This window comes from Nocardia sp. CA-107356 (assembly GCF_050946365.1).
In the GTDB taxonomy this organism is placed as follows: domain Bacteria; phylum Actinomycetota; class Actinomycetes; order Mycobacteriales; family Mycobacteriaceae; genus Nocardia.
Genome location: NZ_CP191992.1, coordinates 1030039 through 1044438, shown reverse-complemented (window position 1 = coordinate 1044438; position 14400 = coordinate 1030039). Strand labels below are relative to the sequence as shown.

Annotated in this window: 20 protein-coding genes and 1 pseudogene; 12 read left to right on the top strand and 9 right to left on the bottom strand. The window is 64.9% G+C overall.

Annotated features, from left to right (window positions below):
- Positions 1 to 143: 143 nt before the first annotated feature.
- Positions 144 to 635: a SixA phosphatase family protein gene (locus ACQP1G_RS05025; RefSeq protein WP_433198820.1), complete on the top strand. Its 492-nt coding sequence runs from the start codon at positions 144 to 146 to the stop codon at positions 633 to 635.
- 17 nt (positions 636 to 652) lie between these two features.
- On the opposite strand, the gene ACQP1G_RS05020 is transcribed toward ACQP1G_RS05025, so the two are convergent.
- Positions 653 to 856, bottom strand: a complete 204-nt coding sequence (locus ACQP1G_RS05020; RefSeq protein ID WP_433198818.1) for a hypothetical protein — start codon at positions 854 to 856, stop codon at positions 653 to 655.
- 59 nt (positions 857 to 915) lie between these two features.
- Between ACQP1G_RS05020 and ACQP1G_RS05015 the strand changes: the two genes are divergently transcribed.
- The gene (locus ACQP1G_RS05015) at positions 916 to 1284 is read left to right on the top strand and encodes a glyoxalase superfamily protein (protein WP_433198816.1); all 369 of its coding nucleotides are present in this window, start codon (positions 916 to 918) and stop codon (positions 1282 to 1284) included.
- Between the two features lie 55 nt (positions 1285 to 1339).
- On the opposite strand, the gene ACQP1G_RS05010 is transcribed toward ACQP1G_RS05015, so the two are convergent.
- Complete coding sequence (locus ACQP1G_RS05010; protein ID WP_433198814.1) at positions 1340 to 1915, bottom strand: Uma2 family endonuclease; 576 nt, start codon at positions 1913 to 1915, stop codon at positions 1340 to 1342.
- A 159-nt stretch (positions 1916 to 2074) separates the two neighbouring features.
- Here ACQP1G_RS05010 and ACQP1G_RS05005 point away from each other — a divergent pair, with 159 nt between their 5' ends.
- The 6 genes and pseudogenes from ACQP1G_RS05005 (at position 2075) to ACQP1G_RS04980 (ending at position 5548) form a co-directional block, all read left to right on the top strand.
- Positions 2075 to 2545: a MerR family transcriptional regulator gene (locus ACQP1G_RS05005; RefSeq protein ID WP_433198812.1), complete on the top strand. Its 471-nt coding sequence runs from the start codon at positions 2075 to 2077 to the stop codon at positions 2543 to 2545.
- 85 nt (positions 2546 to 2630) lie between these two features.
- Positions 2631 to 2924 carry a putative quinol monooxygenase gene (locus tag ACQP1G_RS05000; protein WP_433198810.1) on the top strand — a complete coding sequence of 98 codons (294 nt, stop codon included), beginning with the start codon at positions 2631 to 2633 and terminating at the stop codon, positions 2922 to 2924.
- Positions 2925 to 2995: 71 nt separating this feature from the next.
- A pseudogene (locus tag ACQP1G_RS04995) lies at positions 2996 to 3460 on the top strand (carboxymuconolactone decarboxylase family protein); the annotation flags it as partial.
- A gap of 12 nt (positions 3461 to 3472) precedes the next feature.
- A complete protein-coding gene (locus ACQP1G_RS04990) occupies positions 3473 to 3784 on the top strand; it encodes a GNAT family N-acetyltransferase (RefSeq protein ID WP_433208164.1) in 312 nt (103 codons plus the stop codon).
- Positions 3781 to 4770 carry a pirin family protein gene (locus ACQP1G_RS04985; RefSeq protein WP_433198808.1) on the top strand — a complete coding sequence of 330 codons (990 nt, stop codon included), beginning with the start codon at positions 3781 to 3783 and terminating at the stop codon, positions 4768 to 4770. The genes ACQP1G_RS04990 and ACQP1G_RS04985 overlap by 4 nt, the downstream gene beginning before the upstream one ends.
- A 133-nt stretch (positions 4771 to 4903) precedes the next feature.
- Complete coding sequence (locus ACQP1G_RS04980; RefSeq protein WP_433198806.1) at positions 4904 to 5548, top strand: hypothetical protein; 645 nt, start codon at positions 4904 to 4906, stop codon at positions 5546 to 5548.
- A gap of 36 nt (positions 5549 to 5584) precedes the next feature.
- Here ACQP1G_RS04980 and ACQP1G_RS04975 read toward each other — a convergent pair whose 3' ends face one another.
- Positions 5585 to 6445 carry a helix-turn-helix transcriptional regulator gene (locus ACQP1G_RS04975; RefSeq protein ID WP_433198804.1) on the bottom strand — a complete coding sequence of 287 codons (861 nt, stop codon included), beginning with the start codon at positions 6443 to 6445 and terminating at the stop codon, positions 5585 to 5587.
- A gap of 101 nt (positions 6446 to 6546) precedes the next feature.
- Here ACQP1G_RS04975 and ACQP1G_RS04970 point away from each other — a divergent pair, with 101 nt between their 5' ends.
- Positions 6547 to 7560: an aldo/keto reductase gene (locus ACQP1G_RS04970; RefSeq protein ID WP_433198802.1), complete on the top strand. Its 1014-nt coding sequence runs from the start codon at positions 6547 to 6549 to the stop codon at positions 7558 to 7560.
- A gap of 52 nt (positions 7561 to 7612) precedes the next feature.
- On the opposite strand, the gene ACQP1G_RS04965 is transcribed toward ACQP1G_RS04970, so the two are convergent.
- The 4 genes from ACQP1G_RS04965 to ACQP1G_RS04950 form a co-directional block, all read right to left on the bottom strand.
- A complete protein-coding gene (locus ACQP1G_RS04965; RefSeq protein ID WP_433198800.1) occupies positions 7613 to 8068 on the bottom strand; it encodes a PaaI family thioesterase in 456 nt (151 codons plus the stop codon).
- Between the two features lie 111 nt (positions 8069 to 8179).
- Entirely contained in the window at positions 8180 to 8566 is a 387-nt protein-coding gene (locus ACQP1G_RS04960) for a CD225/dispanin family protein (protein WP_433198798.1), read from the bottom strand.
- 103 nt (positions 8567 to 8669) lie between these two features.
- Positions 8670 to 9722 carry a glycerophosphodiester phosphodiesterase family protein gene (locus tag ACQP1G_RS04955; RefSeq protein ID WP_433198796.1) on the bottom strand — a complete coding sequence of 351 codons (1053 nt, stop codon included), beginning with the start codon at positions 9720 to 9722 and terminating at the stop codon, positions 8670 to 8672.
- A 74-nt stretch (positions 9723 to 9796) separates the two neighbouring features.
- Entirely contained in the window at positions 9797 to 10231 is a 435-nt protein-coding gene (locus ACQP1G_RS04950; RefSeq protein WP_433198794.1) for a MerR family transcriptional regulator, read from the bottom strand.
- 63 nt (positions 10232 to 10294) lie between these two features.
- On the opposite strand from ACQP1G_RS04950, the gene ACQP1G_RS04945 reads away from it, so the two are divergent.
- From ACQP1G_RS04945 to ACQP1G_RS04935, 3 genes are all read left to right on the top strand, one after another.
- Positions 10295 to 11239, top strand: a complete 945-nt coding sequence (locus ACQP1G_RS04945; RefSeq protein WP_433198792.1) for an NAD(P)/FAD-dependent oxidoreductase — start codon at positions 10295 to 10297, stop codon at positions 11237 to 11239.
- A gap of 3 nt (positions 11240 to 11242) precedes the next feature.
- The gene (locus tag ACQP1G_RS04940; RefSeq protein WP_433198790.1) at positions 11243 to 12712 is read left to right on the top strand and encodes an MDR family MFS transporter; all 1470 of its coding nucleotides are present in this window, start codon (positions 11243 to 11245) and stop codon (positions 12710 to 12712) included.
- Positions 12713 to 13022: 310 nt separating this feature from the next.
- A complete protein-coding gene (locus ACQP1G_RS04935; RefSeq protein WP_433198788.1) occupies positions 13023 to 13739 on the top strand; it encodes a hypothetical protein in 717 nt (238 codons plus the stop codon).
- Positions 13740 to 13776: 37 nt separating this feature from the next.
- Here ACQP1G_RS04935 and ACQP1G_RS04930 read toward each other — a convergent pair whose 3' ends face one another.
- Positions 13777 to 14061, bottom strand: a complete 285-nt coding sequence (locus ACQP1G_RS04930; RefSeq protein WP_433198786.1) for a hypothetical protein — start codon at positions 14059 to 14061, stop codon at positions 13777 to 13779.
- Complete coding sequence (locus ACQP1G_RS04925) at positions 14048 to 14317, bottom strand: hypothetical protein (RefSeq protein ID WP_433198784.1); 270 nt, start codon at positions 14315 to 14317, stop codon at positions 14048 to 14050. Before ACQP1G_RS04925 ends, ACQP1G_RS04930 begins: the two co-directional genes overlap by 14 nt.
- Positions 14318 to 14400 lie beyond the last annotated feature (83 nt).

Here is a 14400-nt window from a genome sequence, read left to right as displayed (position 1 = left end):
ACCCAAGGGGGTCAGGAGGGCGGGGGCGTCACCGTCGCGGGAGCCTGCGGAGGGTGCCCCACGGGGCCCCGCGTTGTGATGCCGCTTTCAGTTTGCCTCGAGTGTGTTCGAGGCCTCTCTTCCGGAGGCCTTACGGTATCTGCATGGTGCGGACTCTGATCCTCATGCGACACGGTAAATCGGCCTATCCCGACGGTATCTCCGATCACGAGCGCCCGCTCGCGCCACGCGGTCGGCGTGAGGCCGGCCTGGCCGGACAGTGGTTGCGCGATACCCAGCCATCGATCGACGCGGTGCGGTGCTCGACCGCGACGCGCACGCGCGAGACACTGGCCGCAACCGGCGTAACCGCGCCGGTGGTCTATGAGTCGAGCATCTATGAGGCGTCACCGCGCACACTCATCGAGCTGGTCCAGCTCAGCGATGACGATGTCGCGACACTACTGGTGATCGGGCACGCGCCCGGAATGCCGTGGACGGCATGGGAGTTGGCGAACAATCGGGATTCCGATCCAGCGATCGAACTCAGCAGGAAGTTCCCCACCTCGGCGCTCGCGGTGCTCGAGTTCGACCGGCCGTGGGCACAAGTGGATGAGGGCACCGGGGAACTGGTGCACTTCCACATCCCGCGCTGATCGCGGGCTGGTCGGCGTCAGTGCAGTAATCTGCCGCCGACAACCACGACGACGCCGAGAACGACGAGCAGTACGAATGCGGCGAATCCGCCGAGCAGCCACCACACGACGCCGAGCGCCAGTACGAACGGCGCCACCGCGATAGCGGTGATCACCGGGCTTTCCTTGACCGTGGCCCAAGCCGAGCGAGCCCTGATCCGGTCGATGTCCTTACCTGGCATGTCACCAGGGTAGGTGCGAAAACCAGTTCTCGCCGTCGACCCGGTGGGATGCTCAGCGGATGGATTGGAAAATCGAACTCGTCGCGATTCCGGTCACCGACGTGGACCGCGCCAAGGACTTCTACACCAAGATCGGCTTCAACGCCGATCACGACCACCGGGTCAATGAGAGTTTGCGCTTCGTACAGCTGACCCCACCCGGCTCCGGATGTTCCATCTGCATCGGCGAGGGCATTACCGATGCCGCACCGGGCAGCGTCGAAGGCATGCAGGTGGTCGTCGCGAGCGCCGAGGACGCGTATCGGCAGCTGGTCGCGGCAGGTGTGGAGGCGTCGCCGGTGAAGGACCTCGGCTGGGGCCTGTTCACCTTCTTCGCCGATCCGGACGGCAACAAGTGGGCCGTGCAGGAGCTGCCCAAGCGCATCTGAGTCCGCGGCGACCCGTTGGTCATCGTCGCGCATCGGATGCGCGACGATGACAGCGCTAACCCAGCTGATCCAGCCGAATCGTCAGCGGCCACGGCGAGTTGGTCGTGAACTCGCCCGTCACCTCACCGTTGTCGACATAACCGAGTTCGTCGGTGAGCACGAACGGGAGCAGACTCAATGGCGTGGTCGGATCGATGATCCAGTAGTGCGGGATTCCGGCCTCCGCATACTCGCTGCGTTTGGTGACATAGTCGGTGCGCCGAGAACCAGGAGAGACGATCTCGACCACAACGTGGACGGCGGACGCGCGCAACACTCCCCCCTCGACCTCGACCCGCTGGTACTCGGCGCGGTCGACAACCGCCAGATCAGGCCGACGGACTGTGGCCGGTCCCTCCACAGCGACCAATTGCACGTCGACATCGACGTCCGGGACGGCAACAAGCTGATCCGGCAACTGTTCATCCACCTGGCTGAAAAGTCGGGCCCCCAGCCTCATATGGTGTGGTTTCCGCGACGGCGACATCATCAGAATTCCCTCCTGCAGTTCCCACCGCGTCTGATCGTCCTCGCCGCGTGCCTCGTACTCGGCGATGGTCAACAGTCGCCATGGCTCAGGAAGTGCCGTCACCCTCGCTCCTCAGCTCGCCCCACCTTGGTCGGCTCCAGTGTCCGACGCAAGGTACCGGCTCGGCGGCAAGCAAAACTGAAGTTCGGCAGAATGGAGGCTTGCCTGGAGTGCACTCCAGGTTATTAACGTCGTCAGTGTTCAGCGAGAAGGGCGAGTGCAGTGGGTGGAGTCGCGAGTCAGGTCGTCAGCAGCAGTGGCCAGCAGGCCGTCGATCGCGAGAAACCGCAGTATTCGATCGGTGAGGCGGCCGATCGGTCCGGACTGAGCCGGGACACGCTGCGTTGGTATGAGCGGATCGGGCTGATGAACTACATCGGGCGCGATCACGCCGGGAAGCGCCGGTTCAGCAATCGCGATCTGGAGTGGTTGGCGTTGATCGGCAGGCTGCGCACCACCGGCATGTCGGTCGCGGACATGGTCCGCTACGCCGAACTGGTGCGAGAGGGGGAATCCACCATTCCCGAACGACTGCAGATGTTCCGCGATACCCGCGCCGAGGTGCTCGCCAAGATCGACGAACTTCGTCAGACCGTCGCCGTGCTGGATTACAAGATCGACTTGTACGAAGGCAAGACCTCCACCGTCAAACCGGCCGCACTGACCGCACCATGCGAAGGGATCAAGATATGACCGCAGCAGCGCGTAGCGATTCCATGGGATGGTGGCCGGGAATGACCCCTGTAGCAGCCCCCACACAACAGATCAGGAGTCATCGGTGTCCACACTGACACTCAATGTCCGGTTCACTGCCAAGCCCGGTCGTGAGACCGAGTTGCGCGAGACGCTGGAGGATATGGTCGCGCCGACGCTCGCCGAAGCAGGTTGTCTGGCCTACGAGGTGTACCTGCACCCGAGCGATCCCAGCCGCGTTGTGCTGCTAGAGGAGTGGGTCGACGAGGCGGCGCTGGCGGCGCATTTCGAGACCCCGCACCTGAAGGAATGCGCCGAGGCTTTGGCGGAGATCCTGATCGAGCCGCTGCAGGTCCGGCGCTTCAACGAAGTCGCCTGAGTCACCCAGTGCAGCACGGCGATCCGGACCGCAGTCCGGGCACATCGCCGAGCTGCTCTACTATCCGGACCATGGAGTCTCCAGGCAGACGCGTGTTCATGGATAAGCAGACCCCGGAAGCGTTTCGAGCACTGAACACCGTGGCCAGCGCGGTCCGTGCGGCGGGCGCCGAGGCCGGCCTGGACCGCAAGCTCATCGAATTGATCAACCTGCGCGTCTCGCAGATCAACGGCTGCGGCTATTGCCTCGACGTGCACCATCGCGCGGCCATCGCGGCCGGCGCCACCGAGCGCGAACTCGCCGTACTGTCCGCCTGGGACCGCACCGAGCTGTACACGCCGCAGGAACGGGCCGCGCTGGCGCTGGCCGAACTCACCACCACGCTGCCGGATGAGGCCACGATGGACCGTGAGTACGCTCGGGCCCGGGAGCATCTATCCGATGATCAGGTCTCGGTGATCCTCTGGGTCGCCACCACGATCGGCGCGTTCAACCGGGTCTCGATCCTGAGCAAACACCCGGTACGCCCACGGAAGGAGAAGCCGGATATGACCGAATCGACGCCCGAGAGCAAGGTCGTCCGCAACGACGAGCAGAACCGCTACGAGGTGTTCTACGGCGGCGAACTGGCCGGGTTCAGCGAGTACGAGGAACGCGATGACGAGACGGTGTTCATCCACACCGAGATCGATGGCGCGTTCTCCGGTAAGGGCCTCGGCAGCATCCTGGCCAAGAACGCCGTCGAGGATGTGATCGCCCGCGACCGGGTGATCCGGCCGCTGTGCCCGTTCATCAAGGCCTACCTCGAGAAGCATCCGCAGTACGACGCGCATGTGGTCGGCAAGGGCGTCACGCGGTGAGTGATCTCGACGCGCATCCGGAGGAGGCGGTCTGCGAGGCGTCGCCGGGTCCGGGACCGGTCGCGGAATTCTATCCGGCGCGCGAGGTCCCACTCGGTGGTGTGCGCGGCGTTTTCGTGGAACGCGTACTGCCGCAACGTGATCTGCCGACCGTCGGCGCCTGGTGCTTTCTCGATCATTTCGGCTCACCGACGGTCACCAAGACGGGCGCGTCGCCGGATATCGACCCGCATCCACATATCGGACTGCAGACGGTGACCTGGCCGTTCGATGGACGGATCCGCCATCGCGACTCGGTCGGTTCCGATGTGGAGATCGAACCGGGTCAGCTGAATCTGATGACCTCCGGCCGCGGTATCGCGCATTCCGAGTACGGCGTCGCCGGTGCGCATGCCGGGCACGGATTGCAGTTGTGGATCGCATTGCCCGGCGACAGTCTCGGCGTCGAGCCGCACTTCGAGCAGCATCGCGAGCTGCCGGTCTACCAGGCGCTCGGTATTCGGGCGATCGTGTTGATCGGCACATTCGGCGGACTCACCTCGCCCGCCAAGGCCTACACGCCGATCGTCGGCGCGGATGTGCGGATCGAGCCGGGTACCGACACCACCATCGCCCTGGATCCCGATTTCGAGCACGCACTCATGGTGATCGAGGGAGACATAACCGCCGCTGGCACCGAAATCGCCGCTGGCCCACTGCTCTACCTGGGTACCGGACGCGACGAGCTGCGACTCGGCAGTGCCGAGGGCGCCCATTTCGCGCTGATCGGCGGCGAGCCGTTCGGCGAGGAACTGGTGATGTGGTGGAACTTCGTCGGCCGCAGCCACGAGGATATCGTCGCGGCCCGAAACGATTGGGAGAAGCACAATCTCGCCCGTTTCGCCGATATCGCGGGCCACACCCCGGACCAGCGTATCCCGGCCCCGCCATTGCCCGGCCTGCATCTGAAGCCACGCAAACGCCGAATCGGCCAGGCCAGAACCTGAATCCGAAGCGCCACCCGCGCGAGGTCCGGCGAAATTAGGCGCGCGACCCCCTTCTGATGACGATCAGGGGACGGTATCTTCGTCGGCAACCAAACCGGACATTCCGCACGGTTGGCGCGACGAGAAGAGCACGATGAGGATCTCCACTATTACCGCGACGGCGCTGTTGGCTCTCGCGGCCACCACGATGGGCACCAGCGTCGTGCACGCAGAACCTGTACCGCCCGCACCGAATTCGACCGCCGACGTACCGCTCGATCTGCAGGGCGTTTTCCAGCAGATCGGCTATCACGCCGCAGCAACCGAGAACCGCCATGCCGTGGTGACAACCATTTCCGAGGGTCGCTGGGATCTGGTCCGGGACAATAAGGTCATCTCGCTGACCGATCACAATGGACAGGTCGTTGCCGCGCTGCCGACCGCGCTGAAGATCGGCGGGCAGCGGATCGACCTGGTGCCGGTCATCGATGAGGCGGGCACGCGGCTGTCGCTCACCCCGATCAGCACGATCGAAGAGCCGGTGCGGGATGTGAGCACCCAGGAGCGCTTCTTCGGTCAGATCGAGAAGTCCATGCCGCAGGTGCTGACCGGGGCCGCCATCGGTGCGGCCATCGGCTTCGTTCTCGGTTTCCCGCTCGGTCTTTTTGTCGTCGACTTCGTCACCGTTCCGATCACGACGGTGGTCGGTGGCGTTATCGGCGCGTTCGCGGGTCTGTCGGCCGGGGGCGGTGAGCCCGCGATCCAAGCCGCGATGGACTACTTCGACCTCAATCCCTGAGTGCCGTAATCGACTACAGCGCCGTAGTCGGGTGATTCACCCGCGGATGTCATCGTGCGCGGGCAGCAACTTCTGCGTTCCGATGACCCGCAACAGATCCAGCTTCTCCGCCGCATCGGTACCCGGACGGGGCAGGTAGACGAGTAATCGCTGCGCCTCGTTCGGGGTGAGCAGAGTTTCGCAGATCGTGTCGATCAAACCGACCTCGGGATGCAGGATCCGTTTGGTGTCGGAGATCCGCACCGCCACTTCGTGTTCGTTCCAGAGCTGCTCGAATTCCGCACTCGTGGTACGCAATCGGCTCACGAACTCGGCGACATCCGCGTCGCCGGACCGACGGGCGGCGGTAGCGCGCAGGTCAGCGACATGTTTGCGGCCCAGCCGATCCCAGTCCTGCTCCGGGAAGATCGCCCGCGACGGTGGGTCGGTGAACCAGCGCCAGGCATAGAACCGATCCCAGCCACGACGATTCGCATGGTCACCGACGAGCAGCGTGTGCATCCGGTTCTGCACCAAAACCTCACCGAGATCGGTGATAACGGTGGCCGCGGTGTCGTCCAGCTTCGCCAGCACATGCATGATCCCAGGACCGACGTGCTTGTCGGCGAGTTCGCGCCCGGGCGGCGCGTGGTCGCACAAATGGTAGAGGTGGTCACGTTCGTCGTTGCCGAAGCGCAGTGCCCGCGCCAGCGAGGCGAGCACCTGTGTGGACGGCCGCGGGCCACGGGACTGCTCCAAACGGGTGTAGTAGTCGGTCGACATGCCCGCGAGCAGGGCAACCTCGTCCCGACGCAGGCCGGGTGTGCGGCGGCGGACCCCCGGCGGCAACCCAACGTCCGCGGGCGTCAGCTGTTCACGGCGCCGGCGCAGGAAATCTGCCAGTTCGGATCGGTCCATATCACCACTGTCCCGCAATAGGCCGCGACCAGCCAGGGATCGGCAATCCCCCGATAAGCGATCTCTGCCGCAACCCTGGATAGGGGTGCAGGCTTGATCCCATGACGACATCGAAGATCACCACCGACACCGAGCTCGGCAACACCGGCCCGGCAGTGAGCCGCATCGGACTCGGCGCAATGGGCATGTCCGGCATGTACGGCGCCGCCGACGACACCGAATCGATCGCGACCATCCACGCGGCACTGGACTCCGGCGCCAACCTCATCGACACCGGCGACTTCTATGGCGCGGGTCATAACGAGATGCTGATCGGCAAGGCCATCGCCGAACGTCCCCGCGAGGATGTCGTGCTCAGTGTGAAGTTCGGCGCGCTGCGCGGACCGGGCGGCACCTGGGGCGGCACCGACAGCCGCCCCGTCGCCCTGCGCAACTTCCTCACCTACAGCCTGCAGCGCCTCGGCGTCGACTACATCGACATCTACCGGCCCGCGCGCTTGGACCCGAACGTCCCGATCGAGGAGACCATCGGCGCGATGGCCGAACTCGTCGAGGCGGGCTACATCCGGCACATCGGGCTGTCCGAGGTCGGCGTGGATACCATCCGCCGGGCCGCGGCCGTGCACCCGATCGCGGATCTGCAGATCGAATATTCGCTGATCTCGCGCGGTATCGAGGCCGAAATCCTGCCCGTGGTACGGGAACTCGGCATCGGGATCACGGCGTACGGTGTGCTGTCGCGCGGCCTGCTGAGCGACTCCGTCCGTCGCGGCGCGAGCTTCGCACCCACCGACTTCCGTGCACACAGCCCACGCTTCCAGGGCGAAAATCTCGACCAGAACCTCACATTGGTCGATGCCCTCGCGAAAATCGCAGAGGCGAAGGACATTTCGATCGCACAGTTGGCCATTGCCTGGGCGCTGACCCGGGGCGCGGATATCGTGCCGATCCTCGGGGCGCGCACCCGCGAGCGCTGGTCGGAATCCCTTGGCGCACTGGATATCGAGCTCAGCGCCGAGGAACTGGCCAGCATCGAGGCCGCGGTGCCCGTGGATCAGATCGCGGGTGAGCGCTACGCGGCCGCGCAGATGGCGCTGCTGGACAGCGAGCACTGACCTGGCCGGGGAGGGCGCGCTCGGCCGCCCGCCAACCATCACCGAGCGCGGGTCACTTTCTCCTGGGTCGGATGATCGCGGTGAAAGCCGATGTGGCAACGGATTTTCCGGTGCTATCGGTAATGTCCACCGGCACTGCCAACTCGACATCGACCCGCGCCGCGATATCGGAGCGCACCTGCTCGAGCGTTTCAGCAGATAACTCGGATGTCGCGAGGTACGGGCCCGCCTCGCCCCTGGCCCGCGCCAGATACTCGATCCGGCCGTCGCGAGCCACGATGAACGTCTCCCCCATCAGATCGACGATGCCAGAGACCGAAGCGCCCATCGCCGCCGTCTCGGCCAGTCCGAACAGCACCGCGGCGTGCAAGTCGCCGTTGTGGTTGAGATGTTCGGGCTTCGGCGCGATGGTGACGACATTGCGGCCCGCGCTGAACTCGACCCCTTCGATCCCGGTGTACTGGATAAACCCCAGCTTCTGAAACCCGGCCATCACCAGATCGCCCATGGCTGCGCTGTCCATCGCATCTCCCACTGAAACTGAAACGTGTTCTATTTTCATACCTCGGCGATGAGCGGTTGTCCACCATCGTTCGTCGGGGCGGCGGAGGGAAACAGGTCAGTACGACGACGAACTGGTGAGCGTGACAACGAGGTAGCCGACGGCGAGCACCGCGCAGAGCACATTGGCGACGGTGGCGGCGATCGCCCAAACCCTCGCTTTCTTGGACGCATCGAACGCACCCGCGATATCCCCGCTGTGCCACTTCGAATGCACCTGGGCACCGAAGGCAATCGACACAATGCCGAGTACGGAACCCACCATGCAGGTCAGGGTTCCGAGGATGGTGGCTACGATCGCCCAGCCCAGATGAGCAGGCGGCTGCGCCAGCGAGTTCTGCGCATATCCGTACCCCGGTGGCGGATAGCCGTACCCCGGCTGCGGGCCGTAGCCCGGCTGGTTGGTCGGGTAGCCGTAGCCGCCGGACTGTTCCCCATCGGTCATGGCAGTGATCCCGTCTCGAAGTCAGCGGCTGGACCCGGCATTTCCGGCCGGACCGGAGGCGTTACCAGCGTACGAACCGGGCCCGCGCCCCGCACCATGTGGGCTAACGGTGATAGGACCGCGGCAGCCGATAGCCGCGTTCGGCGAGGACGGCGCGCAGTACGTCCGGGCGGTTGGTGATCAGTCCATCCACGCCGAGATCCATCAGCGCCGTCATGGTGGCGCGATCGTCCACCGTCCACGGCACCACAGTCGAACCGCGGTCGTGGGCGGCGCGGACCAGTTCGGCGGTCGTGAACGCCGCGTAGCCGGGGTCATCGACGGTGCCGTCCTGCGGGCTGCCGTGTACCGGCGATAGGACATTCGCCCCGAAAGACGCCGCGGCCGCCACGTACTTCTCCGGCAGCGTGCCCGCGAAGTCATCGATATCAATACCACCCAACCACGGCGACGCCCCCGGCTGACCCGCCTGCAGAAATTGCTGCCCATTCGTCAGTGCGACGATCGGCAACTCCGGCGCCACCTGCCGCATCCGCATCAGCGCGCCCCAGTCGAAACTCTGGATAGTCACCCGGTCTTCGATATGCGCCTGATGCACCTGCGCCGCGACCACTTGGACGAACTGCTCCCGCGGTGCGGTTTGCTCCGGGGCACCCGCCTCCACCTTCGTTTCGATATTCAGCCTCACGTCATCGGCCCGATACGCCCGCACCAGATCGAATACCTCCGACAGCAACGGCATTCGCGCCCCGGGCGCTGTTCGCTGATCCGGAAATGCGGCCAATCGTTTCGAGCCGCAATCGATTGTGCGCACCTGAGCCAAGGTCAGGTCTCGAATGAACTGCGTACCAGGCACATACGGGAACCGCGGATCACCGGGAAACGCGGGCGCGGTGTCGACACATTTATCGGGACTCGGATCCCGATCATGGGTGACCACCGCAAACCCATCCGCCGTGATCTGCACATCCAATTCCAAGGTGGCGACCCCGAGTTCCAACGCATTCGCGAATGCGACCAAGGTGTTCTCCACAACCAGCGCGGCACCACCCCGATGCGCCTGCAGATCGAAACCTCGCCCCGGTCCATCCGCCGATGCCGCACCGACAGCGGCCACCAACAACCCGGCCAGGCTCGCCGCCCACCACCGTCGCATATCCTCATGGTGACAACGCACCCCACCACCCCGCAACCGGATCAACGGGAAACAGCTGATCACGGGGTCAGGATTCAGCCGCTGGATGCGCTATCCGCACCGATCAGTTCGGCGACCAGCCGGTGGAACGTCGGGCACTGTGTGAAATCCGCTGCGTCACACTCCATTGCGTGCTCGATCATGCGTTGCGACGCCCGTGCTTCGGCGATGCGACGGTCGAGTTCCGCGTGCTGGCGCTCGAGTACCGTCCGGCGTGCGGCGCGATCCGGCGCGTCGAGCATTTCGCGCAACTGCTCCAGGCTCAGTCCCGCGGCCTTACCGCGCATGATCATCGCGACCCGGACGACATGATCCTGGGTGTATCTACGCCTGCCGTTCACCCGCGCGGCCGGATGCAGCAGACCCATCGTCTCCCAGTGTCGTAGCACGTGAGTCGCGAGGTCGAAGCGCGCCGCCACCTCCCCGATGGAAAGCTCGGCCGATCGGTCGATCTCGGGCCTTGACTTCATGTTGACATTAACATGCAGAGTGGTCCGTGATGTCAAGGCGATGTCATCACGAGGAGGACCCAAGTGTTCGAGGTAATCGTTGTCGGCGGTGGTCCGGCAGGACTATCGGCCGCACTGACTCTGGGCCGTGCGCATCGACGCGCTCTGGTGCTGGACTCCGGCCGAGGACGTAACGCACCGGCCGCCGCAGTCCATAATTTCTTCACCCGAGATGGTGTGCCGCCCAACGAGATTCGGGCGATCGCGCGCGAACAGCTGAGGGCGTATCCGACCGTCGAGGTGCGCGAGGGCGAAGCGACGGGGGTCGCCGCATGCGCGACTGGTTTTACCGTGCGGCTCGCTGACGGCACCGACGCCGAGGCGAAGCGCTTGCTGCTGGCCAGCGGTTTGGTCGACCAACTGCCGGATATCACCGGAATCGCCGCCCTGTGGGGACGCAGCGTATTCCACTGCCCGTACTGCCACGGATTCGAGAGCAGCGGGCGGCCGATCGCGGTGATCGGCGGCGAACCCGACCGGATCCGACTCGCCTTGCATTTGAGTCGGTTCAGTAGAGATGTCGTGCTCGCCACCAACGGCCCGGCCGATATCCCGCCGACCACCGCGGCGGCGCTGGCGGCGGCCGGAATCGCGATCCGCTGCGAACCCATCACCCGACTGGAGGCGACGGGCACGACGCTCGACGCGCTCGTCTTCGAGGACGGACCCGAATTGGCTCGCGAGGTCGCCTTCGTCAAAAGCATCTGGTCCCAGCGCTCTCCGCTACCCGACCTGCTCGGCTGCGCCACCTTCGCGGACGCCACCGTCGAAATCACCGAGTTCCACCAGACGAGCGTGCCCGGCGTCTACGCGGCAGGCGATATGGCGCGGCGCGCGACGGTGCCGGTCCCCTTCGCGGCCGTCATCGCCGCCGCGGCAACCGGAACCGTCGCCGCCGGGGTCATCGATCAAGACCTGCTGAGCGCGGACTTCGGTCTGCCGAACCCGTTCGCAGCGAAGGCGTGGTGACCGATGTCGACGACTACTGTCGCCCCGCGGACCAGCCATATCCCGCTCGCCGCAACAGGTCTCGGACTCGGCATGCTGCTTTCGGTACTCGACCAGACCATCGTCGGCATCGCAATACCCGATATCGCAACCGATCTCGGCACCGTCGGCTCGCTGAGCTGGATCGTGACCTGTTATGTGCTCGCATCCACCGCGACGAGCGCCCTGTACGGGCGACTCAGCGACCGATTCGGTCGACGAGACGTATTCCTCACCGCAGTAGGCATTTTCACGATCGCATCCGCGCTGTGCGGTATCGCCGATTCGCTCGCCGAGCTCGTCCTATACCGCACACTGCAGGGCATCGGAGCCGGTGCACTGTTCACGATCCCGACCATCGCGGTCGCCGAACTGTTCCCGATCGCCCTGCGCAGCCGAGTGCAGGGCGCGGTCGGCGCGATCTTCGCGATAGCCGCCGTCAGCGGCCCACTACTCGGCGGGCTGATCACCGATACCTTGGGCTGGCGGTGGATCTTCTACGTCAATGTGCCGCTCGGCATCCTGTCGATGGCGCTGGTCGGGACAGCGCTGCGTCTGCCCCGTAGCAGATCTACCGCGCGGCTGGATCTCGTCGGATCAGTGCTGCTCGTCGGCACCGTTATCGGCGTATTGGTGATCACCGAATGGTCCAGCGGTTCCCATCCCGCCGGGTTCATCCTCGGCCTCGCCGCCGCTGTAGTGGTACTGATCGGCGGATTCATCTGGTGGGAACGACGTTTCAGCGATCCGGTGCTCCCGCTCCACCTGTTCACCCACCGCGGCACCGGGACAGTCCTCGCCTCGACCCTGGTACTCGGCGCGCTGATGTACGCGTCGATCGTCTACCTGCCAACCTATCTGCGCGCCGCGTTCGACATGAGCGCGACAGCAGCGGGTTTGGCGCTCAACCCCTATGTCGTCGCATTCGTCGCAGCCTCCTTCCTCTCCGGCGCCTTCGCCGGTAGGACCGGAAAATACCGCTGGCTCCTGACCATCGGAGCCGCGGTGATATGCATAGGTTTCCTCATGCTCGGCCTGCTCGACGCGGAGTCCAGCTATCCCGTCGTCGCGCTGGATCTCATCATGCTCGGCATCGGCGTGGGCACCATCTTGCAACTCCTGGTAACCGTCGCCCAGAACACCGCTGCTACACCAGATCTCGCCGCGGTCACCGCGGCCGCCCTATCCATGCGCGGCCTCGGCATGTCACTCGGCCTCGCGATCTTCGGCAGGATCCTCAGCCACCAGCTCCCCGCAAACCCCGCACCACCGACAACCGCCGATGCCATCCCCCACGCCCTCCTCTGGACCCTCCCCCTGGCCGTGCTCCTACTCACCCTCACATTCCTCATCCCCACCCCGGCCGACGATTCCGAGCCTCGACACCGGAAGAGGAAACCAGGGCATCCAACAGGTCCAGTTGATCAGTTTCGCCGGATCGAAGAACTGCGGTAACTGTTCGCGCTGAGAACATCTGGCCCGCCCACGCACCGGTCATCGGCGGGCGATCAGCGGCCAGTTGGCGGTGAGCGATGAGCTTTCTATGGAGCTCGCCGCGCCGTCAGTGCATGCCACGGTGCGCCTGCGTCAAGGGCCATGCCAGAGCAGCAGGACGGTTTCGCGCATCGCTATCGGCACCAGAGGGCCGAGGCCGTCCGCGCGGAAATGCCCGGTATTGGGAATGCCGTCGCTGTCACCGCGGCTTGCACCGGGCTGAGCTTTCCTAGGCTGATAGCGCAGGATATTTCGGCTACCGTCGATACAGGTGTCCAAGGTGGTGATCGGGGGTGCTGAAGGGATGTTCGATCCCGGTGCCGAGATCGATCGGCTGATCGCTGAGCAGATCGGGTGGTCGTGGTTCGACGATCATGTGCTCTACACATGCGGCGTCGTCGACTTCCTGATGAAGAAGCAGTTGGCGCATATCCGGCCGCAGGCGACCAGGGTTCGCCTCGAAGCCGATGAGCGGTGCTTGGCCGAGGGCCCCGCTGCCTGGTCGGTCTGGCAGGCTGTCGGCGACGGCAGTTGGACCCGTAGGACGATCTACGCCGCCGGATCACTCTCATTCGTCGCCGCCGCCCACATCGGCAATGCGCTCGCGAATCAATCTCGTCGTCGGCGCGCGGAATACGGACTTCAGCCACGCTGGGTACCGGCACGCCCCGGCCTGGCCATGGTGTCGCAGCGCCGGGTGTTCTTCCACAACCCCGGCCACTCCTTCTCGATCTACTGGTCCGGTCTGGATATGGTCGACCTGATCGGACCCGATCGGTTGGAGTTCCGTTACCGCGACCGACACGGCACCCCACAGGCACTCCGAGCCCAAAGCCCTTGGGCAATCCTGATGTTCGCCCTAGCAGCACACACCCAGTTCCCCAACCACCCCCTCCTGCTAAGCGGCAACTGGCTCCCATCCGGCTTCGAAGACAAATGCCACATAGCAGGCAAAACCTGCCCCCACGTCCGCTTCCCCTCCCACTAGCCGCCCACTCGAGTTCCTGGGAGAGCAGATCAGCCAGTCAGATTGCGTCGATCAGGACGACCTGCACGATGATCTGGATCAGCAGCGGCCCTGTCTCGATCAGGTTGTAGAAGACGGTCACCCCACCGATGTCCCACTCGTAGGCATCGGGAATCTCGTCACCATCGGCGCGGAACGGGATAGCACCCCTTGCGAGGGGTAGCGGATCGTCCAGCAGGTCGAGTAACGCCAAGCGCAATCGAACTCGAAGTTTCTCGGGCAGTTCGTGAATCTGCTGCTCGGCCCGCGGCCCGACCTCGATGAGAACCCTACGGGCGGTCAAAGACGTCGTCCCGCTGAAGTTCCTCACGAGTCAACGTACGAAATGCGGCGGGGTCGGCCGCAAACTGGGCCATGCCCTCGCGGATCTGCGCCGCGGCCGCTGTCCGGCGCTGCGCCGCACGCAGTCGACGCAACTCCTCACGTTCGGCTTTGAGCTGCTGATATTCGCTCAGACTCACGATTACCTCGACTACACCGTCAGGACCGGTGATCACACGATGCGGATCACCGGCTGGTAGCGGGCTCGCGGGCGGCATTGGACCATGATAGCCACCTTTTCGACAACCCTGATCACACCTGAAGGCAGGCACAACGCAAAACGGCCCCCGCTCCGAAAGGG

Excerpts from the sequence above, each read along its gene's own strand:
- ACQP1G_RS05025 (WP_433198820.1), top strand. The coding sequence starts at position 144 with ATGGTGCGGACTCTGATCCTCATGCGACACGGTAAATCGGCCTATCCC.
- ACQP1G_RS05020 (WP_433198818.1), bottom strand. The coding sequence starts at position 856 with ATGCCAGGTAAGGACATCGACCGGATCAGGGCTCGCTCGGCTTGGGCC.
- ACQP1G_RS05015 (WP_433198816.1), top strand. The coding sequence starts at position 916 with ATGGATTGGAAAATCGAACTCGTCGCGATTCCGGTCACCGACGTGGAC.
- ACQP1G_RS04990 (WP_433208164.1), top strand. The coding sequence starts at position 3,473 with ATGACCGAATCGACGCCCGAGAGCAAGGTCGTCCGCAACGACGAGCAG.
- ACQP1G_RS04980 (WP_433198806.1), top strand. The coding sequence starts at position 4,904 with ATGAGGATCTCCACTATTACCGCGACGGCGCTGTTGGCTCTCGCGGCC.
- ACQP1G_RS04975 (WP_433198804.1), bottom strand. The coding sequence starts at position 6,445 with ATGGACCGATCCGAACTGGCAGATTTCCTGCGCCGGCGCCGTGAACAG.
- ACQP1G_RS04970 (WP_433198802.1), top strand. The coding sequence starts at position 6,547 with ATGACGACATCGAAGATCACCACCGACACCGAGCTCGGCAACACCGGC.
- ACQP1G_RS04965 (WP_433198800.1), bottom strand. The coding sequence starts at position 8,068 with ATGGGCGATCTGGTGATGGCCGGGTTTCAGAAGCTGGGGTTTATCCAG.
- ACQP1G_RS04960 (WP_433198798.1), bottom strand. The coding sequence starts at position 8,566 with ATGACCGATGGGGAACAGTCCGGCGGCTACGGCTACCCGACCAACCAG.
- ACQP1G_RS04955 (WP_433198796.1), bottom strand. The coding sequence starts at position 9,722 with ATGCGACGGTGGTGGGCGGCGAGCCTGGCCGGGTTGTTGGTGGCCGCT.
- ACQP1G_RS04950 (WP_433198794.1), bottom strand. The coding sequence starts at position 10,231 with ATGAAGTCAAGGCCCGAGATCGACCGATCGGCCGAGCTTTCCATCGGG.
- ACQP1G_RS04940 (WP_433198790.1), top strand. The coding sequence starts at position 11,243 with ATGTCGACGACTACTGTCGCCCCGCGGACCAGCCATATCCCGCTCGCC.
- ACQP1G_RS04925 (WP_433198784.1), bottom strand. The coding sequence starts at position 14,317 with ATGCCGCCCGCGAGCCCGCTACCAGCCGGTGATCCGCATCGTGTGATC.